At 72.3% G+C, this 21,107-nt stretch carries 22 protein-coding genes and 1 riboswitch; of the genes, 12 read left to right on the forward strand and 10 right to left on the reverse strand.

What is annotated here, in order from left to right:
• Positions 1-62: 62 nt before the first annotated feature.
• On the forward strand, positions 63-812 hold the full coding sequence (locus tag ACZ63F_RS10950; protein WP_469710139.1) for an endonuclease/exonuclease/phosphatase family protein: 750 nt from the start codon (positions 63-65) through the stop codon (positions 810-812).
• A gap of 188 nt (positions 813-1,000) precedes the next feature.
• On the opposite strand, the gene ACZ63F_RS10955 is transcribed toward ACZ63F_RS10950, so the two are convergent.
• Entirely contained in the window at positions 1,001-1,597 is a 597-nt protein-coding gene (locus ACZ63F_RS10955) for a hypothetical protein (RefSeq protein WP_469710140.1), read from the reverse strand.
• On the reverse strand, positions 1,590-2,369 hold the full coding sequence (locus tag ACZ63F_RS10960) for an alpha/beta hydrolase (protein ID WP_469710141.1): 780 nt from the start codon (positions 2,367-2,369) through the stop codon (positions 1,590-1,592). The genes ACZ63F_RS10955 and ACZ63F_RS10960 overlap by 8 nt, the downstream gene beginning before the upstream one ends.
• A gap of 190 nt (positions 2,370-2,559) precedes the next feature.
• Here ACZ63F_RS10960 and ACZ63F_RS10965 point away from each other — a divergent pair, with 190 nt between their 5' ends.
• The 4 genes from ACZ63F_RS10965 to ACZ63F_RS10980 all read left to right on the forward strand — a co-directional run bounded on the left by ACZ63F_RS10965 (position 2,560) and on the right by ACZ63F_RS10980 (position 6,397).
• A complete protein-coding gene (locus ACZ63F_RS10965; RefSeq protein ID WP_352363668.1) occupies positions 2,560-3,282 on the forward strand; it encodes a lysophospholipid acyltransferase family protein in 723 nt (240 codons plus the stop codon).
• Between the two features lie 66 nt (positions 3,283-3,348).
• A complete protein-coding gene (gene macS, locus ACZ63F_RS10970) occupies positions 3,349-4,563 on the forward strand; it encodes a MacS family sensor histidine kinase (RefSeq protein WP_469710142.1) in 1,215 nt (404 codons plus the stop codon).
• Positions 4,560-5,222 (forward strand): response regulator transcription factor, encoded by a 663-nt coding sequence (locus tag ACZ63F_RS10975; RefSeq protein ID WP_351715910.1) that lies wholly within the window; start codon positions 4,560-4,562, stop codon positions 5,220-5,222. The genes macS and ACZ63F_RS10975 overlap by 4 nt, the downstream gene beginning before the upstream one ends.
• Before the next feature lie 146 nt (positions 5,223-5,368).
• Positions 5,369-6,397, forward strand: coding sequence for a 6-phosphofructokinase (locus tag ACZ63F_RS10980; protein WP_469710143.1), 1,029 nt, complete (start codon positions 5,369-5,371; stop codon positions 6,395-6,397).
• A gap of 139 nt (positions 6,398-6,536) precedes the next feature.
• Here ACZ63F_RS10980 and ACZ63F_RS10985 read toward each other — a convergent pair whose 3' ends face one another.
• Both ACZ63F_RS10985 and ACZ63F_RS10990 read right to left on the reverse strand, forming a co-directional pair.
• Complete coding sequence (locus ACZ63F_RS10985; RefSeq protein WP_469710144.1) at positions 6,537-8,402, reverse strand: anthranilate synthase family protein; 1,866 nt, start codon at positions 8,400-8,402, stop codon at positions 6,537-6,539.
• Positions 8,403-8,500: 98 nt separating this feature from the next.
• Positions 8,501-8,557 carry a trp operon leader peptide gene (locus ACZ63F_RS10990; RefSeq protein ID WP_071659820.1) on the reverse strand — a complete coding sequence of 19 codons (57 nt, stop codon included), beginning with the start codon at positions 8,555-8,557 and terminating at the stop codon, positions 8,501-8,503.
• 107 nt (positions 8,558-8,664) lie between these two features.
• On the opposite strand from ACZ63F_RS10990, the gene ACZ63F_RS10995 reads away from it, so the two are divergent.
• Both ACZ63F_RS10995 and ACZ63F_RS11000 read left to right on the forward strand, forming a co-directional pair.
• A complete protein-coding gene (locus ACZ63F_RS10995; protein WP_469710145.1) occupies positions 8,665-10,017 on the forward strand; it encodes a class II 3-deoxy-7-phosphoheptulonate synthase in 1,353 nt (450 codons plus the stop codon).
• Between the two features lie 256 nt (positions 10,018-10,273).
• Positions 10,274-10,516: a (2Fe-2S)-binding protein gene (locus tag ACZ63F_RS11000; RefSeq protein WP_469710146.1), complete on the forward strand. Its 243-nt coding sequence runs from the start codon at positions 10,274-10,276 to the stop codon at positions 10,514-10,516.
• A gap of 1 nt (position 10,517) precedes the next feature.
• Here the strand turns inward: ACZ63F_RS11000 and bfr are convergent, their stop codons facing one another.
• Positions 10,518-11,000, reverse strand: a complete 483-nt coding sequence (gene bfr, locus ACZ63F_RS11005) for a bacterioferritin (RefSeq protein ID WP_469710147.1) — start codon at positions 10,998-11,000, stop codon at positions 10,518-10,520.
• Between the two features lie 182 nt (positions 11,001-11,182).
• Between bfr and ACZ63F_RS11010 the strand changes: the two genes are divergently transcribed.
• Positions 11,183-11,815 (forward strand): sulfite oxidase-like oxidoreductase, encoded by a 633-nt coding sequence (locus ACZ63F_RS11010; RefSeq protein WP_366364719.1) that lies wholly within the window; start codon positions 11,183-11,185, stop codon positions 11,813-11,815.
• 20 nt (positions 11,816-11,835) lie between these two features.
• On the opposite strand, the gene ACZ63F_RS11015 is transcribed toward ACZ63F_RS11010, so the two are convergent.
• The 5 genes from ACZ63F_RS11015 to thiO form a co-directional block, all read right to left on the reverse strand.
• A complete protein-coding gene (locus ACZ63F_RS11015; protein WP_388597182.1) occupies positions 11,836-12,714 on the reverse strand; it encodes a deoxyribonuclease IV in 879 nt (292 codons plus the stop codon).
• A gap of 34 nt (positions 12,715-12,748) precedes the next feature.
• Positions 12,749-14,671 (reverse strand): Stk1 family PASTA domain-containing Ser/Thr kinase, encoded by a 1,923-nt coding sequence (pknB, locus tag ACZ63F_RS11020; protein WP_469710148.1) that lies wholly within the window; start codon positions 14,669-14,671, stop codon positions 12,749-12,751.
• A gap of 470 nt (positions 14,672-15,141) precedes the next feature.
• Positions 15,142-15,936, reverse strand: a complete 795-nt coding sequence (locus ACZ63F_RS11025; RefSeq protein WP_469710149.1) for a thiazole synthase — start codon at positions 15,934-15,936, stop codon at positions 15,142-15,144.
• A 5-nt stretch (positions 15,937-15,941) separates the two neighbouring features.
• Positions 15,942-16,154: a sulfur carrier protein ThiS gene (gene thiS / locus ACZ63F_RS11030; RefSeq protein WP_351490443.1), complete on the reverse strand. Its 213-nt coding sequence runs from the start codon at positions 16,152-16,154 to the stop codon at positions 15,942-15,944.
• A complete protein-coding gene (gene thiO / locus ACZ63F_RS11035; protein ID WP_469710150.1) occupies positions 16,151-17,320 on the reverse strand; it encodes a glycine oxidase ThiO in 1,170 nt (389 codons plus the stop codon). Before thiO ends, thiS begins: the two co-directional genes overlap by 4 nt.
• Positions 17,318-17,429: riboswitch (TPP riboswitch) on the reverse strand. It overlaps the preceding gene by 3 nt.
• A 153-nt stretch (positions 17,430-17,582) precedes the next feature.
• Between thiO and ACZ63F_RS11040 the strand changes: the two genes are divergently transcribed.
• From ACZ63F_RS11040 to metF, 4 genes are all read left to right on the forward strand, one after another.
• On the forward strand, positions 17,583-18,815 hold the full coding sequence (locus tag ACZ63F_RS11040) for an NAD(P)/FAD-dependent oxidoreductase (RefSeq protein ID WP_469710151.1): 1,233 nt from the start codon (positions 17,583-17,585) through the stop codon (positions 18,813-18,815).
• Between the two features lie 122 nt (positions 18,816-18,937).
• Positions 18,938-19,303, forward strand: a complete 366-nt coding sequence (locus ACZ63F_RS11045) for an Rv2175c family DNA-binding protein (RefSeq protein WP_093504045.1) — start codon at positions 18,938-18,940, stop codon at positions 19,301-19,303.
• Between the two features lie 38 nt (positions 19,304-19,341).
• Complete coding sequence (thiE, locus tag ACZ63F_RS11050; protein ID WP_469710152.1) at positions 19,342-19,989, forward strand: thiamine phosphate synthase; 648 nt, start codon at positions 19,342-19,344, stop codon at positions 19,987-19,989.
• A 187-nt stretch (positions 19,990-20,176) separates the two neighbouring features.
• A complete protein-coding gene (gene metF, locus ACZ63F_RS11055; RefSeq protein WP_352367386.1) occupies positions 20,177-21,100 on the forward strand; it encodes a methylenetetrahydrofolate reductase [NAD(P)H] in 924 nt (307 codons plus the stop codon).
• The last annotated feature ends 7 nt before the right edge of the window (positions 21,101-21,107 follow it).

Consider the following 21,107-nt stretch of genomic DNA (forward strand, 5'->3'; position numbering starts at 1 on the left):
ACGCACCCCGCGCCCCGCCCCAGTAGGCGCACGGCCCTGCGACCCGGCGTACATTGATCACCATGGCGTCGCTCCCCAAGTCCCACACAGAGCCCGACGGTTCCGCGGTCGTCCGCGTCCTCAGCTACAACATCCGCTCCATGCGGGACGACACCGACGCCCTCGCCCGCGTCATCAGGGCCTGCGCCCCCGACCTGGTCCTGGTCCAGGAGGCCCCCCGCTTCTTCCGCTGGCGCAAGAAGCTCGCCCGCCTGGCCTCCGCCTCCGAGCTGGTGATCCTCACCGGGGGCGGCACGGCGGCCGGTCCCGCGATCCTCTGCGACCTCCGCGCCACCGTCGAGCGCACCGAGGACGTCCTCCTCCCCCTCACCCCCGGCCTGCACCGCCGCGGCCTCGCGACCGCCGTCGTCCGCATCGGCGGCGTCCGCCTCGGCGTCACCAGCTTCCACCTCAGCCTCCAGCAGGACGAGCGCTACGAGCAGGGCGGCATGCTCCTCGACCGGGTCGCCGGCCTGGGCGTGGAGCACGCCATCGCCGGCGGCGACCTCAACGACCGCCCCGACGGCCGCACCTTCCGCCGCCTGGCCGACGCCTACCAGGACTGCCGTACCGCGGCTCCCTGGGGCGGCGAGTGCACCTCCGGGTCCACCGACCCGCACCAGCGCATCGACGCGATCTTCGCGACGAAGGGCATCGAGGTGCTCGGCTGCGGCGTCCCCGAGCGCCTGCCCGGGGTGACCGGGGCAGACCTGAGGGCGGCCACGGACCATCTTCCGGTCCTGGCCGCCCTCAGAATTCCGGCAGCGTCCTAGGGCCTGTCTGACAATTCCCGTCGTCGCCCGGAGGGCGGCCTCGCGGCGTCAGGTGCGTGCTCTCGGTGTGCCGGGCCCTGGCCCACGTACTGGACGTACTTGGGTCAGGGCCCGGTGCGGCGAGAGTGCGTGCATGGCGTCGTGAGGCAGGCGGGAATTGTCAGACAGGCCCTAGCGGGCGCGACGCCTCAGACCACGGCGCCCCGGCCCGGGTCCCCGTCGTCCTCGTCGTCCGTCTTCATTCGGGTCACCAGCGTGACGAACCCGCCGAGGAAGCCGCCGATGCCCAGCGTCGCCAGCCACCAGGTCATGTCCCAGCCCAGCAGCACCGCGAGCAGCAGCAGGAGCGGCCCGCCCACCACGCCCAGCCAGGCGAACTTGGCCGTGGCGTCGGCCTCCGGCAGCGGCGGCGGCTCGGGCGGCACGAAGTGCCCCTCGTCGTCCTCGTCGAAGTCGTCCTCGGACGGCTCCGGCGCCGTGTAGTCACGCGGGCCGCTCACCCCGGGCGCGAAGGAGACCGAGCTGCCCAGCGGCTGCACGGGCCGCTGCTCCCCGGCCGCCCCGGCCCCCGTCCCGGCGGGCTCGGCGTCCGCCTCGGTCTCGTCCTCGTCGTCCATCGCGGGCAGCGCGAGATCCTTCACCGGCTTGAAGGGTGCCGTGCCCGGCGGGTCCGGCGGCTCGTCGCCGTACCCCGCGACGATCGCCGCCCAGGCGGCCTCCTCGTCGAAGGGCACCCCCGTCTCGTCCGGCTCGCGGTCCTCGCGGTCGGAGTCGTGCTCAGCCAACTGCGGCCGTCCCTTCCTTGCCGACACTGGGTGCGAGCCGTCCGATGAAGGCGAGGCTCTCCTCGAAGATCCGGTCCGCGTCATGGTCCAACGTCGCGACGTGGTAACTCTGTTCCAGCACGACTTCCGTTACGTCCGTGGAGGACACCCGGCTCAGGATGCGGGCGGAATCCACCGCCGGGACCACATGGTCCTCGACGCTGCGCAGGAGCAGCAGCGGCTGGGTCACCTGCGGCAGCTCCTTGTCCACCTGGCGGAAGAAGTTCCGCAGCGAGTGCGCGCTGTGCAGCGGCACCCGGTCGTACCCCACCTCGGCGGCACCCGGCCTGGCGATGTCGCTGGCGATGCCCCTCGTCGTGCGCACGAGATGCCGGGCCACCGGAAGGGCGTACGCCGACAGGCCGTGCACCTTGTTCGCCGGGTTGACGATCACCACGCCGTCCACACCCGTCCCGTTCCTCGCGGCCAGCCGCAGGGCCAGCGCGCCGCCCATGGACAGGCCCGCCACGAACACCTGGGAGCAGCGCTCGCGCAGCAGCCGCAGCTCGCGGTCCACCTCCGCGTACCAGTCCTGCCAGCCGGTGACCGCCATGTCCTCCCAGCGCGTGCCGTGCCCGGGCAGCAGGGGCAGGGACACGGTCAGGCCGTGTGCCGCATGGTGTTCCGCCCAGGGGCGCAGCGACTGGGGCGAGCCGGTGAAACCGTGGCAGAGGAGGACGCCGGCCTCCCCGCCGGCATGGCGGTACGGCTCGGCTCCGGGGAGAACCGGCACCTTCGGTCTCCAATTCATTTCGAGTTCGTTCGAGGATGCGGAACTGCGGGAGCCGTGGACGACGACTCCAGTTGTGCTTCACCGTACGCGACGGCACTGACACCGACCAGGGTCGTCGGGCCCATTCCCGGCGCTCCGGGTTAAGGTCTGATCGACGGAAACAGGAGGCACTCGGTTGTTGTACGGCGCGATGAAGGTCGCTATCGGGGGACCGCTGAAGGTCACCTTCAGGCCCTGGGTGGAGGGCCTGGAGAACGTCCCGGCCGAAGGCCCGGCGATCCTGGCCAGTAACCACCTGTCCTTCTCGGACTCGTTCTTCCTGCCCGCGGTGCTGGACCGCAAGGTCACCTTCATCGCGAAGGCCGAGTACTTCACCACGCCCGGTGTGAAGGGCCGCCTCACCGCGGCCTTCTTCAAGGGCGTCGGCCAGCTCCCGGTGGACCGCTCCGGCGCGCGCGGCGCCGGCGAGGCGGCGGTGCAGAGCGGCATAGACGTGCTCAAGCGCGGGGAGCTGTTCGGCATCTACCCGGAGGGCACCCGCTCGCCCGACGGCCGTCTCTACCGGGGCAAGCCCGGCGGCCTCGCGCGCGTGGCGCTCGCGACCGGCGCCCCGGTCGTCCCGGTCGCCATGATCGACACGGAGAAGATCCAGCCGCCGGGGCAGGTGATGCCCAAGCTGATGCGGCCGGGCATCCGGATCGGCAAGCCGCTGGACTTCAGCCGCTACCAGGGCATGGAACACGACCGGTTCGTGCTGCGCGCGGTGACCGACGAGGTCATGTACGAGATCATGAAACTCTCCGGCCAGGAGTACGTGGACATCTACGCGACGGCCGCCAAGCGGCAGATCGCGGAGGCCGCCAAGGCCGAGAAGGACGCGGCGAAGGCCGAGAAGAAGGCCGCCGAGTCCTAGACCGGCGGCAGGGGGCCCGCGGCCGGGGGGACCGGCGGCCGGGGAGGGCAGGGGGGACCGGGGGACATGAGCAAGCGGGAACGCGTCGTACGGATGTCGGTCGAGCAGCCGCTGTGGCGCGCCCTCACCGGCTACCGCGTACTGACCCTGCTGTACGCCATCGGCCTGTTCGCCTCCGCCTACGACGACTACGACCGCGCGGGCGTCGCCATCGCCTACTACGCCGTCCTGACCGTCTGGACCCTGGCGACCCTGCCCCGCGTGCAGAACGCGGCGGCCTGCACCAAGCGCTTCCTCGCCGTCGACCTCGCCGTCGCGCTCACCGGCATCGTGCTGACCCCCTGGGTGGTCACCCAGGGCCACATCGACCGCGGCGGCCCGACCCTGCCGTCGATCTGGACCGCCGGCTCGGTCCTCGCCTACGCCCTCAAGGGCGGCTGGCGCTGGGCCGCGTTCGCCTCCACGCCGGTCGCCGCGGCCAACCTGATCGAGCGCGGCCACCCGGCCCGCGACACCGTCCACAACGTGATCCTGGTCTGGGTCGCCTCCATCGCCATCGGGTACGTCGTCGAGGTCGCCCGCGCCTCCGAGCGCACCCTCGCCCGCGCCCTGGAGATCGAGGCGGCGACCCGGGAACGGGAGCGGCTCGCCCGGGACATCCACGACGGCGTGCTCCAGGTGCTCGCCATGGTGCAGCGCCGCGGCACGGTCCTCGGCGGCGAGGCGGCCGAACTCGGGCGGCTCGCCGGGGAGCAGGAGGTGGCCCTGCGGACGCTGGTCTCCGGCGGCCTGGTGCCGCCCTCGCGGCTTTCCGAGGACGAGGCCGAGGGCGCCGTCGTACGCCTGGTCGAGGAGCCGGACGACGGCGGGCCCGTCGACCTGCGCACGCTGCTCTCGCGGTATGCCGGATCCCGGGTCGGCCTGGCCGAGCCCGGCGCTCCGGTGGAGCTGCCGCCGGGCGCCGCACGCGAGGTGGCGGCCGCCGTCGGCGCCGCCCTGGACAATGTGCGCAGGCACGCGGGCGAGGCGGCGCGGGCCTGGATCCTGGTCGAGGACGAGCCCGGCGAGGTCGTGGTGACCGTACGGGACGACGGCCCCGGCATCCCGGAGGGACGGCTGGCCCAGGCGGAGGGGGAGGGGCGGCTCGGGGTGGCCCAGTCGATCCGGGGGCGGCTGCGCGACCTGGGCGGCAGTGCCGAGCTGTTCTCGACTCCCGGGCAGGGCACCGAAGTCGAGCTGAAGGTACCGAAGGTCTCCCCGGGGAAGGCGGAGCGGCGATGAGCATCAAGGTCATGGTGGTCGACGACCACCCCATGTGGCGGGACGCGGTGGCCCGGGACCTGACCGAGTCCGGTTTCGAGGTGGTCGCCACCGCCGGGGACGGCGACCAGGCGGTGCGCCGCGCCAAGGCCGCCGCACCCGACGTCCTCGTCCTGGACCTCAACCTGCCGGCCAAGCCGGGCGTCCAGGTCTGCAAGGAACTCGTCGGCCACAACCCGGCGTTGCGGGTCCTGGTGCTCTCCGCGAGCGGGGAGCACGCCGACGTCCTGGAGGCGGTGAAGTCCGGCGCGACGGGTTACCTGCTGAAGTCGGCCTCGACGGAGGAACTCCTCGACGCGGTCCGCCGTACCGCCGTCGGCGACCCGGTGTTCACGCCGGGCCTCGCCGGCCTGGTCCTCGGCGAGTACCGCCGGCTGGCCTCCGAGCCCGCCCCGGAGGCGGACCCCGACCGGCCCGACGCGCCCCGGCTCACCGACCGCGAGACCGAGGTGCTGCGGCTGGTCGCCAAGGGCCTGAGCTACAAGCAGATCGCCGAGCGCCTGGTCATCTCCCACCGCACGGTCCAGAACCACGTGCAGAACACCCTCGGCAAGCTGCAGCTGCACAACAGGGTGGAGCTGGTGCGGTACGCGATAGAGGCGGGGCTCGACGACGACTGAGGCGGCTGATCTGATCTGATCTTCGGGCGGCGCGTAAACCAACCGCCCGACAATTCACCGGAATTGCCCTTCCGCGCCCATCCCTGTGTGAGCTGGATCACCATTAGCGTGAGTCCCACAGGCAACCGCGGCGAAGGGACATTTCCATGCGGGTCGGAGTACTGACCGGAGGCGGCGACTGCCCCGGGCTCAACGCCGTCATCCGGGGCATCGTCCGCAAGGGCGTGCAGGAGTACGGCTACGACTTCGTCGGCTTCCGGGACGGCTGGCGCGGGCCCCTCGAAGGCGACACCGTCCGCCTCGACATCCCCGCCGTACGCGGCATCCTGCCCCGCGGCGGCACCATCCTCGGCTCCTCGCGGACCAATCCGCTCAAGCAGGAGAACGGCATCCGCCGGATCAAGGACAACCTCGCCAAGCTGGAGGTCGACGCGCTGATCGCGATCGGCGGCGAGGACACCCTCGGCGTCGCCGCCCGTCTCACCGACGAGTACGGCGTGCCGGTCGTCGGCGTGCCGAAGACCATCGACAACGACCTGTCCGCCACCGACTACACCTTCGGCTTCGACACCGCGGTCGGCATCGCCACCGAGGCCATCGACCGGCTGCACACCACCGCCGAGTCCCACATGCGGGTCCTGGTCTGCGAGGTGATGGGCCGGCACGCCGGCTGGATCGCCATCCACTCGGGGCTCGCCGGCGGCGCCAACGTCATCCTCATCCCGGAACAGCGCTTCGACGTCGACCAGGTGTGCGCCTGGGTCACGTCCCGCTTCAAGGCGTCCTACGCCCCGATCGTGGTCGTCGCCGAGGGCGCCATGCCCAAGGACGGCGAGATGGTCCTCAAGGACGGCACGCTGGACTCCTTCGGGCACGTCCGGCTCTCCGGGGTCGGCGAGTGGCTGGCCAAGGAGATCGAGAAGCGCACCGGCAAGGAGGCCAGGACCACCGTCCTCGGGCACATCCAGCGCGGCGGCACGCCCAGCGCCTTCGACCGCTGGCTGGCCACCCGCTTCGGCCTGCACGCCGTCGACGCCGTCCGCGACGGGGACTTCGGCACGATGGTCGCGCTGCGCGGCACCGACATCGTCCGGGTCCCGATCGCGGAGGCCACGGCCAGGCTGAAGACCGTCGACCTGAAGCTGTACGAGGAGGTCGGGGTGTTCTTCGGCTGACCGCCGGCTTCTCCTGCTCGGCCCGCGCGCGCGGGCCGAGCTTCGACGCAACGGCTACGGCGGGACACCTGAGGGGCGCGGGGCTGTATTCGGTATGCGGCTCCGCCGCGTGGGCGCGACAAGCCCCCACGCCCGAAACTCAAGCCTGAACTGTTCCAGTGCCGCGCAGCTCTCCCACCAGCTCCCGCACGATCACCGCCCCGTTCAACGTGAGCACCGACTCGGGATGGAACTGCACCCCGGCGAACCCGGGGCCCCGCACCGCGTGCACCTCGCCGTTGTCCGCCCGGCTCACCTCGACGCCGTGCGCCGCCAGCTCCCGTGCCGCCTCGTCGTCGCAGCGGGCCACGAAGCTGTTGTAGAAGCCGACCGTCTCCGGCCGCCCGAACAGGTCCACGGTCGTCTGCGCCCCCTGGTAGGGGACCTCCTTGCGGACGAGCTCCAGCCCCAGCTCCGCCGCGATCAGCTCGTGCCCGAGGCAGACGCCCAGCACCCCGTGCCGGTGCTCCCGGATCGCGGCCGCCGTCAGCTCCCGCAGGATCCGCATCTTCGGATCGTCCAGGTCGGACGGGTCACCGGGCCCCGGGCCCAGCACCACCGGGCCCTGGTGCGCGAGCACGGCCGCCCGCAGCCCCGGCTCGTCGTAGCGCCGGACGGTGACATCGAGCCCGCCGGCCCGCAGCACGTGCCCGAGCATCGCCGTGAACGTGTCCTCGCCGTCCACCACGAGCGCGTGCCCCGCCGGCTCGCCGCTCCGCTCCTGCATTCGCAGCCAGAACGGCGCGAGCGAGGCGCGGCGCCCGTCCAGCGCGGCCCGCACCCGGGGGTCGTCGGCCAGCCGCGGGCCGGTCCGCTCGGCGCGCGGCCGTGACGGCCGTACCCCGAGGGCCGCCAGCACGCCCGCCGCCTTGGCATGCGTCTCGGCGACCTCGCTCGCCGGGTCCGAGCCGCGGACCAGGGTGGCGCCGACGGGGACCCGCAGCCGGCCGTCCGCGTCGATGTCCGCGGTGCGGATCAGGATGGGGGAGTCCAGGGTCTGGGCGCCGCCGGAGTCGCGGCCGAGCAGGGCCAGGGCACCCGCGTAGTAGCCGCGGCCGCCCACCTCGTGCCGCTCGATCACCCGGCAGGCGTTCTGCACCGGCGACCCCGTGACGGTCGCCGCGAACATGGTCTCCCTGAGGACCTCCCGCACGTCCAGCGAGGACCGCCCGCGCAGCTCGTACTCGGTGTGCGCGAGGTGCGCCATCTCCTTGAGCCGCGGCCCGACGACCACACCGCCCATGTCGCCCACCGTGCACATCATCTTGAGCTCCTCGTCGACGACCATCGACAGCTCCTCGATCTCCTTGCCGTCGGCGAGGAAACCGAGCAGGTGCTCGGGGGTGGGGCCCTCGGCGGGATAGCGGTACGTGCCGCTGATCGGGTTCATGACCACCGTGCCGCCGGACATCCGCACGTGCACCTCGGGGCTCGCGCCGACCAGCGTCCGGTCCCCGGTGTGCACGACGAACGTCCAGTACGCGCCGCGCTCGCCCTCCAGGAGCCGCCGGAACAGCGCCAGCGCGTCGGCGCGTCCGAAGCCCGGGATCTCGCCCTGGTACGTCCGCCGGATCACGAAGTTCGCGCCCTCGCCCCGGCCGATCTCCTCGCGCAGGACGCGGCCGACGATCTCGGCGTACGCGTCGTCCTCGACGTCGAAGGCGCCGGAGTCGACCTGGACGTCGTGGGAGGGGAGGGTGGCGAGGGCCTCGTCGAGTGGAATGTGACATACCACTGTCGGGGTCAGCACCAGCAGCGGTGTCCCGTCGTCCCGCACGTCGAACCCCCGCTCCCGGATCTGCCGGTACGGGATCAGGGCCAGCCCCTCCTCGGGCAGGTCGGCGAGACGGTCACGGGCGGTGACTGGGCCGAGCAGGAGCTCCACCGTGCTCTCGTCGTGGCCGGGGGTGCGGCGGCGGAGCAGGGCGAAGGGGCGGTCGTCGTCGAGCAGCTGGGTCAGGTCCATGGTTCCTCTGCCTGGGGGGCTGGTGAGGGAGGAACGACCCCGGGAACGCCGAAGGCCGCCCCTCCGGGCGGCCTTCGCGAAGTCTTGCGTACGCGCAGTCAGTGGGCCGCCGGAGAAGCGGTCCACCACCAGTTCTGGGTCGAATGCGCGAACATGCCGGAAACCCTACCCCACCGCGCACCCTGTCCACAGGACAATCGCAGCGTCTCACCAGTCGAGCCGGAGGAAAAATATGGCGACACGACCCCGTAATGTTTACGAGGTGACCGTGAACGCTAAGACCAGCCTCGGTGCTGGCAACACCTGGCGAAACCTGCCCGCGGCGCAGCAGCCCGAGTACCCCGACCCCGAGGCTCTGCGCAAGGTCGTTGCGGAGCTGGAGTCGTATCCGCCCCTCGTCTTCGCGGGCGAGTGCGACCAGCTGCGCGCCCGGATGGCGGCCGTCGCCAAGGGCGAGGCGTTCCTCCTCCAGGGCGGCGACTGCGCCGAGGCCTTCGACGCGGTGTCCGCCGACCACATCCGCAACAAGCTCAAGACCCTCCTCCAGATGGGTGCCGTACTGACGTACGCCGCGTCGGTGCCCGTGGTGAAGGTGGGGCGGATCGCCGGCCAGTACAGCAAGCCGCGCTCCAAGCCCACCGAGACCCGCGACGGCGTGACGCTGCCGACCTACCGCGGCGACTCCGTCAACGGCTTCGACTTCGACGAGGCCTCGCGGATCCCGGACCCCGAGCGGCTGAAGCGGATGTACAACGCCTCCGCCTCGACGCTGAACCTGGTGCGGGCCTTCACCACCGGCGGCTACGCGGACCTGCGCCAGGTGCACGCCTGGAACCAGGACTTCGTGAAGTCCTCCCCGTCCGGCCAGCGCTACGAGCAGCTCGCCCGCGAGATCGACAACGCGCTGAACTTCATGCGGGCCTGCGGCGCGGAGCCCGAGGAGTTCAAGACGGTCGAGTTCTTCTCCTCGCACGAGGCGCTGCTGATGGACTACGAGTCCGCCCTGACCAGGGTCGACTCGCGCACCGGCAAGCTGTACGACGTCTCCGCGCACATGGTGTGGATCGGTGAGCGGACCCGGCAGATGGACGGGGCGCACATCGAGTTCGCCTCGAAGATCCGCAACCCGATCGGCCTCAAGCTCGGCCCGACGACGACCGCCGAGGACGCGCTGAGGTACATCGACCGCCTCGACCCGGACCGCGAGCCGGGCCGGCTGACCTTCGTCGTCCGCATGGGTGCGGACAAGGTCCGCGACAAGCTCCCCGAGCTGGTCGAGAAGGTCACCGCCTCGGGCGCGACCGTCGCCTGGGTGACCGACCCGATGCACGGCAACACCTTCGAGGCGGCCTCGGGCCACAAGACGCGCCGCTTCGACGACGTGCTCGACGAGGTCAAGGGCTTCTTCGAGGTCCACAAGAGCCTCGGCACCCACCCCGGCGGCATCCACGTCGAGCTCACCGGTGACGACGTCACCGAGTGCGTGGGCGGCGGCGACGAGATCTTCGTCGACGACCTGCACCAGCGCTACGAGACGGCCTGCGACCCGCGGCTGAACCGCAGCCAGTCCCTGGACCTGGCGTTCCTCGTCGCGGAGATGTACCGCGACCAGTAGGGCGGCTTCATGGGGGTGGGGGGGGGGGGGGGGGGGGGGGGGGGGGGGAGGGGGGCGGGGTGGGGGGGGGGGGGGGTGGGGTGGGGGGGGGGGGGGGGGGGTGGGGGTGTGTGTTTCGTCCCCTGTCCCCCCCCCCCCCCCCCCCCCCCCCCCCCACTCCGCTTTTGCGTCCGCCGAGTGATGGGTAAGGTTAGGTTTGCCTCACCGATCAGTCGGGACGGCACCACTGGTCGATCCCGGCGGGAGGTGAATCCGCGTGTACGTCTGCAGCTGCTTCGGAGTGACCGAGGCGCAGGTCAAGCAGCACGCGGAGGACGGTGCCTGCACCCCCCGCCAGATAGCGTCCGCCTGCAAGGCCGGCACGGACTGCGGTTCGTGCGTCCGCCGCATCCAGGCGATCCTCGGCCGCGGCGCCTGCCCGCGCCGCGAGCCGGCCGACCAGGGCCGTCCGGTGCTCTCCGGGCTCGAAGCGGTCGACGCGCTCGGCGAAGCGGCCTGACTCAGCTTGTCTCGGGCTGCTCGATGATCTGCGAGATGTAGAGCGCCTCGCCGAGCTTGTCCACCAGCTCCAGCTGGGTGTCGAGGTAGTCGATGTGGTGCTCCTCGTCCTCCAGGATGTCCTCGAAGATGTTCGCGGACGTGATGTCGCCCTTGTCGCGCATCACTTTGATCCCGCGCCTGAGGCGGTCGATCGCCTCCACCTCGATCTGCCGGTCGGCCTCGAACATCTCCTTCACGGTCTGTCCCACGCGGACGTGGAACAGCCGCTGGTAGTTGGGCAGGCCCTCCAGGAACAGGATCCGGTCGGTGAGCACCTCGGCGTGCTTCATCTCGTCGAACGACTCGTGCCGGGTGTACTTCGCGAGCTTGTACCAGCCGAAGTTCTCCTGCATCTTCGCGTGCAGGAAGTACTGGTTGATCGCGGTGAGCTCGCCGGTGAGCTGCTCGTTGAGGAATTCGATGACCTCGGGGTCGCCCTGCATCGCAGAGGCTCCTTCCAGGGGCTGGGGTGCTTGCGGCGCATGATTGCACCGGCATGGAAGATCGTCCAGTAAGTGCGTACTTAGTAAGTAAGTGCATGGTTGGCGCCAGTTGGCCGATTTGCCGATTTCCGGGGGGTCTGCCTGGTCAGGTGCACTGCCCGTGGTCTGTCAGGATGGAGAGCATGGGTCATCGGGTGGAGCGCGCGTCTCGGGAAACCGCGGGAGCCGGGCTTCCGCCGGGGCAGCGACTCCAGCGCGGCTGGCCCGTCACGCACTACGGTCCGGTCCCCAGGTTCCGGCCCGAGCGCTGGGAGTTCCGGATCTTCGGCGCCACCGCCGACGGGGGCGCGCACGTCTGGAACCACGAGCAGTTCACGGCCCTGCCGTACGCCACCGTGGTCGCCGACCTGCACTGCGTGACGAAGTTCAGCATGCTCGGCGCGGAGTGGGGCGGGATCCCGGCGCGGACCGTCCTGGAGCTCGCGCCGCCCGCTCCCGAGGTCACCCACGTGATGGTCTGGGCGGAGTACGGCTTCAGCTCCAACCTGCGCCTCGCGGACTTCGCCGCCGAGGGCGCCCTCTTCGCCACCCACAAGGACGGTGAACTGCTCACCGCCGAGCACGGCTTCCCGGTCCGCCTGGTCGTCCCGCACCTGTACGCCTGGAAGGGACCCAAGTGGGTCCGCGGCGTCGAGTACATGACCGCCGACCGCCGCGGCTTCTGGGAGGAGCGGGGCTACCACAACATCGGCGACCCCTGGAAGGAACAGCGCTACTCCTACCAGGAGGAGCCGGGGGACGGCCCGGAACTCTGAGCCGCCGGAGCCGGGCCGGCTCAGCTCTCCCGGAGCCGCTTGAGGCGCTCCACGTCGGCCGCGTGCCCCTCCTTGCCGCCGGGCGTCTCGATGACCAGCGGTACGCCCGCGGTCGCCGGGTGGGTCATCAGCGCGCGGAACGCGTCCTCGCCGATGTGTCCGGCGCCGATGTTCTCGTGCCGGTCCTTGTGCGCGCCCACCACGTCCTTCGAGTCGTTGGCGTGGATCAGCTTCAGCCGTCCCTCGCCGACGGTCGACACGAGCAGGTCCAGCGTCCGGTGCATCCCGCCCGGCCCGGTCAGGTCGTGCCCGGCGGCGAAGACGTGGCAGGTGTCCAGGCAGACGCCCAGCTTCGGATGCGCGTCCAGCGCCTCGAAGTACGGGCCGAAGTCCCAGGTCCGCGAGCAGAGCGAGGCGCCCTGCCCGGCGGTGGACTCGAGCAGCAGGAACGGGTCGTCGTCGTGGGTCAGCTCGTCGAGCAACGGCAGCAGACGCGTCCGTACCTGCTTCAGCGCCACGTCCCGGGCCCGGCCGCCGGTCGCGCTCCCGGTGTGCACGACCACCCCGAGCGCCCCGATCTCCCGGCCGCGCCGCAGCGAGTGCCGCAGCGACTCCACCGACCTCTCCACGGTCGCCTCGGTGTGCGAGCCGAAGTTGATCAGGTACGGAGCGTGCACGTAGGCCGGGATCGACTCCTCCGCACAGGCCGCGCGGAACGCCTCGTCCTGCTTCGGGCTGCCTGCCGGGGTGGCCCAGCCGCGCGGGTTGGCGACGAACACCTGCACGGTCTCGGCCCGCAGCTCACGGGCGTAGGACAGCCCCACGGAGTGCAGACCGCCGGCCACCGGGACATGGCCGCCGACGGGATTGCGGGAAGGACCTGACTGCTCGCTCTTCACCCGTCAAGGGTGTCACGCCGCGGACCGGTCCCCGTCACCGGATGGTGATCGTGATCGTCGACCCCTTGGGCGCCTGCTCCCCGGCGTCCACCGACTGCTTCTTCACGGTGTCGCCGAACAGCCCGAGCAGCCCGCGGTCCTCCTTGACCTGGAAGCCGGACTGCTCCAGCAGCTTGGTCGCGTCGTCCACGGTGGCCCCGACCACATTCGGCACCTCGACCAGCTCCGGGCCCTTGGACAGCGTCAGCGTCACCGTCTCGCCCTCGGCGGCCTGCGCGTCGCCCGCCGGGGTCTGCCGGGCGACCTGCCCCTGGTCGTACCCGGAGTTGACCTCGGTGGCGGAGACCGTCACCTTCAGCCCGGCCTCCTGGAGCTCCTGCCGGGCGTCGTCCAGGTCGTCGCCGGTGACGTCCGGGACGTCGACCGGGGCGCCCTTGCTGACGACGAGCGCGATCGCGGTCCCCGCGTGCCGCTGGGCCCCGGCACCCGGATCGGACGAGATGACCGAACCCTTGGGCACGTCCTCGCTGAACTCCCGCGTCACCATGCCCGGTTCGAGCCCGTCGGCGGTCAGCAGCAGCCTGGCCCTGGCCAGCGTCCGCCCCTGCACGTCAGGCACCTTCACCGTCTCGGGGCCGTCGGAGATGGTGAGCCGCACCGAGTCGTTGCTGCGGATGCGCTTGCCGGCCGCCGGGTCGGTGCTGATCACCGTGCCCCGCCTCACGGTGTCGCTGTAGGCGTGCTCGACCGATCCGACGTCGAGCCCGGCCTCCTTGAGCCGCGCGGTGGCCTGGGCCTCCGTCTTCGACAGCAGCGGCGGGACCTTGGTGAACTGCCCCGAGTTGATGTACCAGACGCCGGCGCCGGCACCGAGGACGATCAGTACGGCGACGACCAGCGTCAGCAGCCCACGCCGGGACCGACGGCCCCCGCGCCGCCGCTCCGGGACCGGCGGCGCCTCGAACCTGCTGGTCCGCAGCACCTCCTCGTCCTCCTCGTTGACGGGCAGCGGCCGCGGCACCGTCAGCGACCGGGGTATGACACTGGTCCGGTCCTCGGCGATGTCGTGCCCGTCCGCCAGCGCCTGCGGCGGTACGGCGTCCAGCTGCTCGGCACGGAGCACGGCCCGCGTCTGCCGCAGCAGGGCGAGCAGCGCGACGGCGTCGTGCGGCCGGACCGCGGGATCACGGGCGGTTCCGTGGGCGACCAGTTCGTCCAGCTCGTAGGCGAGCCCCGGCACCACGCCGGACGGCGCGGGCACGTCCTCGTGCAGGTGCTTGTAGAGGATGACCGCGGGCGAATCCGAGTCGTGCGGCTTCTCCCCGGTGAGCATCTCGTACAGCACGACGCCGCACGCGTACACGTCGACGCGCGGATCGGCGGCCCCGCTCTCGACCTGCTCGGGCGCGAGGTAGGACACGGTGCCGAGCACGGCGCCGGTCGTACTGGTGACGGAGTCCACGGACCGCACCAGCCCGAAGTCCGCGACCTTGACCCGGCCGTCGTCCCCTATCAGCACGTTCTCGGGCTTCATGTCCCGGTGCACGAACCCGGCCCGGTGCGCGGCGCCCAGCGCGGCCAGCACCGGCTCCAGGATGTCCAGCGCGGCCCTCGGCTGCAGCGCGCCGCGCTCGCGCAGCACGTCACGCAGGGTGCAGCCGGCGATGTACTCCATGGCGAGGTACACGTACGTGCGGTCGGCCCCCTGGTCGTAGACCTGCACCACGTTGGGGTGGGCCAGCCGGGCGACCGACTTCGCCTCCCGGATGAACCGCTCGACGAAGGACCCGTCGGCGGCGAGCGCCGGGTGCATCACCTTCAGCGCGAGCACACGGTCCAGCCGGATGTCCAGGGCCCGGTAGACCGTGGCCATCCCGCCGACGGCGATCCGCGCGTCGACGCGATACCGGCCGTCGAGCACCTGCCCGACGAGAGGGTCCTGAAGGGTCATATCCACCCGGCGAGTGTACGAGCACCGGCTGACACCCCCACAGGTGAGACCGCTTTCTCAGTGACTTGCAGCGCACCTGTGACGCTTCGCACCTGGCCGAAATACGCACCTACTCCCCACCCCACCGCCCCCACCCACCCCCGACCGCCCTCCCACCCACCGCCCCCGACCAGCCCTCCCACCCAGCCGCAGCCGCCGCCCCCACCCGCATCCGGGCCAGATCTCCCACCCACCCGCAGCCGCCACCCCCCACCCGCCCCCGGGCCAGGCCTCCCACCCACCCGCAGCCGCCACCCCCACCTGGCCCCGGGCCAGGCCTCCCACCCACCCGCCGCCGCCCCCACCCGCCCCCGGCCAGGCCCCCCGCGCACCCGCAGTCGCCGACGGCGGTCGGCCCCCGCGGGAGAGTTCCGCTTCTCGGCAGACGGTTTCGGGTGGTGCGTGGGTGGGAGAGGGGGGCGGGAGTGGAGAGGGGCTCAGAACGCAGGGCGCTCGGGGTCCAGCACGGCCAGGCCCTCCGCAGGAGACGACGCCTCCGCGAGGTAGCGGCGGGGAATCCGCCCCGCCAGCCGGGCCAGCCGCCCCGCCTCCACCCCGGCCCGCATGGCGTGAGCCATCCGCTCGGGATCCTGGGCCCGCGTCACCGCCGACGCCAGCATCACCCCGGCGCACCCCAGCTCCATCGCCAGCGCCACGTCCGACGCCGTACCGGCCCCCGCGTCCAGGATCACCGGCACGCGCGCGTGCTCGACGATCAGCTGGAAGTTGTGCGGGTTGCGGATCCCGAGCCCCGACCCGATCGGCGACCCGAGCGGCATCACCGCGGCGCACCCCACGTCCTCCAGCTTCCGGGCCAGCACCGGATCGTCGTTCGTGTACGGCAGCACCGTGAACCCGTCGTCCACCAGCGTCTCCGCCGCGTCAAGGAGCTCCACCGGATCGGGGAGCAGGGTCCGCTCGTCGGCGATGACCTCCAGCTTGATCAGGTCGGTCCCCAGTGCCTCCCGCGCCAGCCGGGCCGTCAGCACCGCCTCGCCCGCGGTGAAGCACCCGGCCGTGTTGGGCAGCACCCGGATCCCGAGCCGGTCGAGCACCGAAAGGACGGAGCCCCGCACCCCCGGGTCCACCCGCCGCATCGCGACCGTGGTCAGCTCGGTCCCGGACGCGACGAGCGCCCGCTCCAGCACCTCCAGGCTGGGCGCACCCCCGGTACCCATGATCAGCCGGGAGGAGAACGTCGTACCTCCGAGGACGAAGGGATCGTCGGCCATGGCGCTCAGCCTCCCTGCACGGCGGTCAGGACTTCCACCCGGTCGCCGTCGGCGAGCCCGGTCGTCGCCCACTGCCCGCGCGGTACGACGGTCTCGTTGACGGCCGCGGCCACCCCGGAGGGCGCGGCGGTGAGGGACCGTACGAGCGAGTCGAGAGCGGTGCCCGGGGCGATCTCCCGGCGCTCCCCGTTGACGGAGATGGTGACGGAGAGGTTCATGCGGTCTGCTCCACAAGGACGCGGGGGACGGAATCGAATCGCCTCGGCGTGAACGGACGGGCCTCCGCCGGCAGCTCGCCGCCGGTCAGCAGCTCCGCCATGACGTCTCCGGTGACCGGCGTGAGCAGCACCCCGTTGCGATAGTGCCCGGTGGCCAGCAGCAGCCCGGCGAGGCGGGTCGGCCCGAGCAGCGGCGCGTTGTCGGGGGAGCCGGGACGCAGTCCGGCCCGGGTCTCGGTCAGGGGCAGCTCGGTGATCCCGGGCACCAGCTCGTGCGCGTCGCGCAGCAGTTCGTACACGCCGCCCGCGGTGACCGTGGTGTCCCAGCCCAGCTCCTCGCTGGTGGCGCCGACGACCAGCTCGCCGTTCTCCCGGGGCACCAGGTAGACGTTCCCGCCACGCACCACGGCCCGTACGGTCCGGCTGAGGAACGGCGCGTACCGCGCGGGCACGGTCAGCCGCAGCACCTGCCCCTTCACCGGCCGTACCGGCGGCAGCACGTCGTCGGGCACGCCCGCCAGACGCCCGCTCAGGCTGCCGCCCGCGAGCACCACCTGCCCGGCGCCCAGGGCGTCACCCGCGCGGGTGCGGACACCGGCGGCGCGCTCCCGCACCACCTCCAAACGCTCGGCCCAGTCGCGGTGGAACACCACCCCGGACCGCTCGCACGCGGCCACCAGCGCGGCCGCCAGCCGGCGCGGGTCGATCTGGTGGTCGCCGTCCACCCGCAGCCCGCCGCGCACGCCCGGCGCGAGCATCGGCTCCAGGCGCCGGCACTCCCGTCCGGACAGCCACTCGGACTCCAGGCCCGACTGCTGCTGGAGGGTGTGCAGCTCGCGCAGGTGGGCGCGGTCGTCGGCGTCCAGCGCGACCGCGAGCGTGCCGCAGCGCCGGTAGCCGAGATCGTGGCCGGTGAACTCGGTCAGCTCGGCGGCGAAGGCCGGATAGCGGCGCGCGGAGGCCAGGTTGAGCCCCAGCAGGGTCTGCTCGCCGTAGTGCAGCTCGGTGACCGCGGCCAGCATCCCCGCCGCGACCTGCGCGGCACCGCCGCCGGGTTCGGGGTCGACCACGGCGACGGCGAGCCCGCGCCGGGCCGCCCGCCAGGCCGTGACCAGGCCGATGATTCCGCCCCCGATGACGAGGACGTCGGACGTACGTGAGGACATGGGCGTCCAGCCCCTCCCTTCGCCGGCATGACCCGGATCAGGTTCGTACGGTCGGAGGCCGCCAGCCTCCCTCTCAGCCCGGTGCGTCCGGGCTCCCGCGTGTGCTTCACCGCCACCCTAGCCCGCGGGGCTCCGCCCCCGTAAGACGGCCCCGTACCGCTCCTTGTACCGCGCCGCGGGCCGTGCTGTGGAACAGGTCACCCGCCACGCCCCCTGACTGACTCTTTGTCAGTTGTCTATCGTTCTTGTCTATGGTGATCACGTGAGCGAGCAGACGCAGCGACGGAGCACGTCACAGACGCGGCGCGTGGTCGTCGTGGGCGCGGGGATGGCCGGGGTGCAGACCGCGGTCGCCCTGCGCGAGCAGGGGTTCACCGGGACCGTCACGCTGATCGGCGCCGAGCCGCACCAGCCGTACGACCGGCCGCCGCTCTCCAAGGCCGTGCTGCTCGGCAAGTCGGAGGGTTCCGCCTTCGAGGTGGACTTCGAGGCGCTCGGCATCGAGCTGGCGCTGGGCCGCGAGGCGCTGGGCGTGCGCACCGCCGACCACGAGCTGGACACCGAGGCGGGACCGGTGCCCTACGACGTCCTGGTCCTCGCCACCGGTGCCGAGCCGATCACGCTGCCCGGCACCGAGGGTGTGCCCGGCGTCCATCTGCTGCGCACCCTGGACGACGCCGAGCGGCTGCGGCCCGTGCTCGCCCGGCAGCACGACATCGTGGTCGTCGGTGCGGGCTGGATCGGCGCCGAGTTCGCCACCGCGGCCCGCGAGGCCGGTTGCGCGGTCACCGTGGTCGAGGCCGCCGACCGGCCGCTCGCGGGAGCGCTCCCCGCCGAGGTCGCCGCGCCGATGACCGCCTGGTACGCGGACAGCGGCACGGATCTGCGCACGCACGCGCGCGTGGCGGGCGTCGAGCCCGGCGCGGTGGTGCTCGACGACGGCTCGCGGCTGCCCGCGGGCGCCGTCGTGGTCGGTATCGGTGCCCGCCCCGCCACCGCCTGGCTGACCGGCTCGGGCATCGGGCTCGGCGCGCACCGCGAGGTGCTCGCCGACGACCGGCTGCGCACCACGGTCCCCGACGTCTACGCGGTCGGCGACTGTGCGTCCTTCCCGTCCGGCCGCTACGGCGAGCGCCTGCTGATCCACCACTGGGACAACGCCCTCCAGGGCCCGCGCACGGTCGCCGCCAACATCCTCGGCGAGACCGACGCCGTCTACGACCCGGTCCCGTACTTCTGGTCCGAACAGTTCGGCCGCTTCGTCCAGTACGCCGGCCACCACGCCGCCGCCGACCGCCTGGTCTGGCGCGGCGACCCGTCCGGCCCGTCGTGGAGCGTCTGCTGGCTGCGCGAGGATTGCCTGGTCGCTCTGCTGGCGGTAGGCCGCCCACGCGACCTCGCGCAAGGACGGCGTCTGATCGAGGCAGGCCGCCACCTGGACCCGGAGGCCCTGTCCGACCCGGGGAATCCGCTCAAGAACGCCACGACCGCCTGAAAGCGCCCTGCCGGAAACCCGCCCCGAAGGGGCGCGGGGACCTGCGCGACCAGCCCTCACCGCGCCGCACCCGAACGACCACCCATCGCGACCTCACCGGCGAAGCGCCTACCCTGGATCCCGTGACCGAGATTGACACGAAGATCGATGCTCTCGTCCCCGCCTGGCTCACCCTCCCCGACATCGCAGAGATGATGGACGTCGAGGTGACGCGCGTGCGGCAGCTGGTCAAGGAGGGCCAGCTCATCGCCGTCCGCCGCGGTGAGAACAGGGCACTGCACGTCCCCGCCGCCTTCATCGACGGGGACAAGGTCGTCAAGGGCCTGACCGGCACCCTGACGCTCCTGCGGGACGACGGCTTCACGGACGAAGAGATGCTGGAGTGGCTCTTCACTCCCGACGCGACCCTGCCCGGCACCCCCGCGCAGGCGCTCAGCGAGAATCGCGGCACGGAGGTGAAGCGCCGCGCCCAGGCGCTCGCCGTCTGAGGCAGCAGCCGGTACCGACACAAGACGGGGGACCACCGATGACCGACACCGCCCGCGCCCAGCTGGCCGACGCCCGGCTCTACCTGTGCACGGACGCGCGCAAGGAGCAGGGCGACCTCGCCGCGTTCCTGGACGCGGTCCTGGCGGGCGGTGTCGACATCGTGCAGCTGCGCGACAAGGGCATGGAGGCCGCCGAGGAGCTGGAGCACCTCGCCGTGTTCGCCGATGCCTGCGCCCGGCACGGCAAGCTGCTCGCGGTCAACGACCGCGCGGACGTGGCCCACGCGGCCGGTGCCGACGTGCTCCACCTCGGCCAGGGCGACCTGCCGGTCCCGGCCGCCCGCGCGATCCTGGGCCCGGACGTCCTGATCGGCCGTTCCACGCACGCCGCGTCCGAGGCCGCCGCGGCCGCCGTGCAGGACGGCGTGGACTACTTCTGCACCGGCCCCTGCTGGCCCACCCCCACCAAGCCCGGCCGCCCCGCCCCCGGCCTCGACCTGGTGCGCCACACCGCCGCCCTGGGCACCGACCGCCCCTGGTTCGCCATCGGCGGCATCGACCTCGGCAACCTCGACCAGGTCCTGGACGCGGGCGCCCGCCGGGTGGTCGTGGTCCGCGCCCTCACCGCGGCCGACGACCCGGGCGCGGCGGCGGCCGAGTTCGCGAAGCGGCTGCGGTCGCTGTAGCCGCGGCGGCAGTGCGGCGCGGTGGCAGTGCGGCGCGGTGGCAGCGGCAGCGGCAGTGGGAGCTGTGGGGCCCGGCTGTCCGGAAACTTGTCCAGTATCCGGACACGAGCTCCGCAAGAGGCCGACAATTCGGGCAATTGTCCCGAGTGTGGTTGGGTGACCGGCCGCCCCTGACTAACCTGCGGGTATGGCCCTCGGAACCGCATCCACCAGGACTGACCGCGCACGCACCGTGCGCGACATGCTCGCCGGCGGCAAGACCACGTACTCGTTCGAGTTCTCGGCGCCGAAGACCCCCAAGGGTGAGCGGAACCTGTGGAGCGCCCTCCGGCGTGTCGAGGCGGTCGCCCCCGACTTCGTCTCCGTGACCTACGGCGCCGGCGGTTCCACCCGCGCGGGCACCGTCCGGGAGACCCAGCAGATCGTCGCGGACACCACGCTCACCCCGGTCGCCCACCTCACCGCGGTCGACCACTCGCTGGCCGAGCTGCGCAACATCATCGGCCAGTACGCGGACGCCGGGATCCGCAACATGCTCGCCGTGCGCGGCGACCCGCCCGGCGACCCGATGGGGGAGTGGGTGGCGCACCCGCAGGGCCTGACCTACGCGGCCGAACTCGTCCGCCTCATCAAGGAGTCCGGCGACTTCTGCGTGGGCGTCGCCGCCTTCCCGGAGATGCACCCGCGCTCCAGCGACTGGGACACCGACGTGCGGCACTTCGTCGACAAGTGCCGCGCGGGCGCCGACTACGCCATCACGCAGATGTTCTTCCAGCCCGAGTCGTACCTTCGCCTTCGCGACCGGGTCGCGGCGGCCGGCTGCGAGACTCCGGTGATCCCGGAAATCCTGCCCGTCACCAGTGTGAAGATGCTGGAACGGCTGCCCAAACTCAGCAACGCGGTATTCCCGGACGCCCTGAAAGAGCGGATCCTCACAGCGAAAGGCGATCCGGCGGCGGTACGCTCCATTGGCATCGAACACGCCACGGAGTTCTGCGCGCGGCTGCTGGCCGAGGGAGTGCCAGGACTGCACTTCATCACGCTCAACAACTCCACGGCGACGCTGGAAATCTACGAGAACCTGGGCCTGCACCAACCTCCGCAGGCCTAGACCGGCC

It is taken from the genome of Streptomyces sp. NPDC104761 (assembly GCF_055583445.1).

Bases quoted from the DNA above. Each gene is read 5' to 3' on its own strand.
- thiO (WP_469710150.1), bottom strand. From the start codon at position 17,320: ATGTCCTCACGTACGTCCGACGTCCTCGTCATCGGGGGCGGAATCATC.
- ACZ63F_RS10975 (WP_351715910.1), top strand. From the start codon at position 4,560: ATGAGCATCAAGGTCATGGTGGTCGACGACCACCCCATGTGGCGGGAC.
- ACZ63F_RS11010 (WP_366364719.1), top strand. From the start codon at position 11,183: ATGGGTCATCGGGTGGAGCGCGCGTCTCGGGAAACCGCGGGAGCCGGG.
- ACZ63F_RS10950 (WP_469710139.1), top strand. From the start codon at position 63: ATGGCGTCGCTCCCCAAGTCCCACACAGAGCCCGACGGTTCCGCGGTC.
- ACZ63F_RS10980 (WP_469710143.1), top strand. From the start codon at position 5,369: ATGCGGGTCGGAGTACTGACCGGAGGCGGCGACTGCCCCGGGCTCAAC.
- metF (WP_352367386.1), top strand. From the start codon at position 20,177: ATGGCCCTCGGAACCGCATCCACCAGGACTGACCGCGCACGCACCGTG.
- ACZ63F_RS10965 (WP_352363668.1), top strand. From the start codon at position 2,560: ATGAAGGTCGCTATCGGGGGACCGCTGAAGGTCACCTTCAGGCCCTGG.
- thiE (WP_469710152.1), top strand. From the start codon at position 19,342: ATGACCGACACCGCCCGCGCCCAGCTGGCCGACGCCCGGCTCTACCTG.
- ACZ63F_RS10985 (WP_469710144.1), bottom strand. From the start codon at position 8,402: ATGGACCTGACCCAGCTGCTCGACGACGACCGCCCCTTCGCCCTGCTC.
- ACZ63F_RS11025 (WP_469710149.1), bottom strand. From the start codon at position 15,936: ATGGCCGACGATCCCTTCGTCCTCGGAGGTACGACGTTCTCCTCCCGG.
- thiS (WP_351490443.1), bottom strand. From the start codon at position 16,154: ATGAACCTCTCCGTCACCATCTCCGTCAACGGGGAGCGCCGGGAGATC.
- macS (WP_469710142.1), top strand. From the start codon at position 3,349: ATGAGCAAGCGGGAACGCGTCGTACGGATGTCGGTCGAGCAGCCGCTG.
- bfr (WP_469710147.1), bottom strand. From the start codon at position 11,000: ATGCAGGGCGACCCCGAGGTCATCGAATTCCTCAACGAGCAGCTCACC.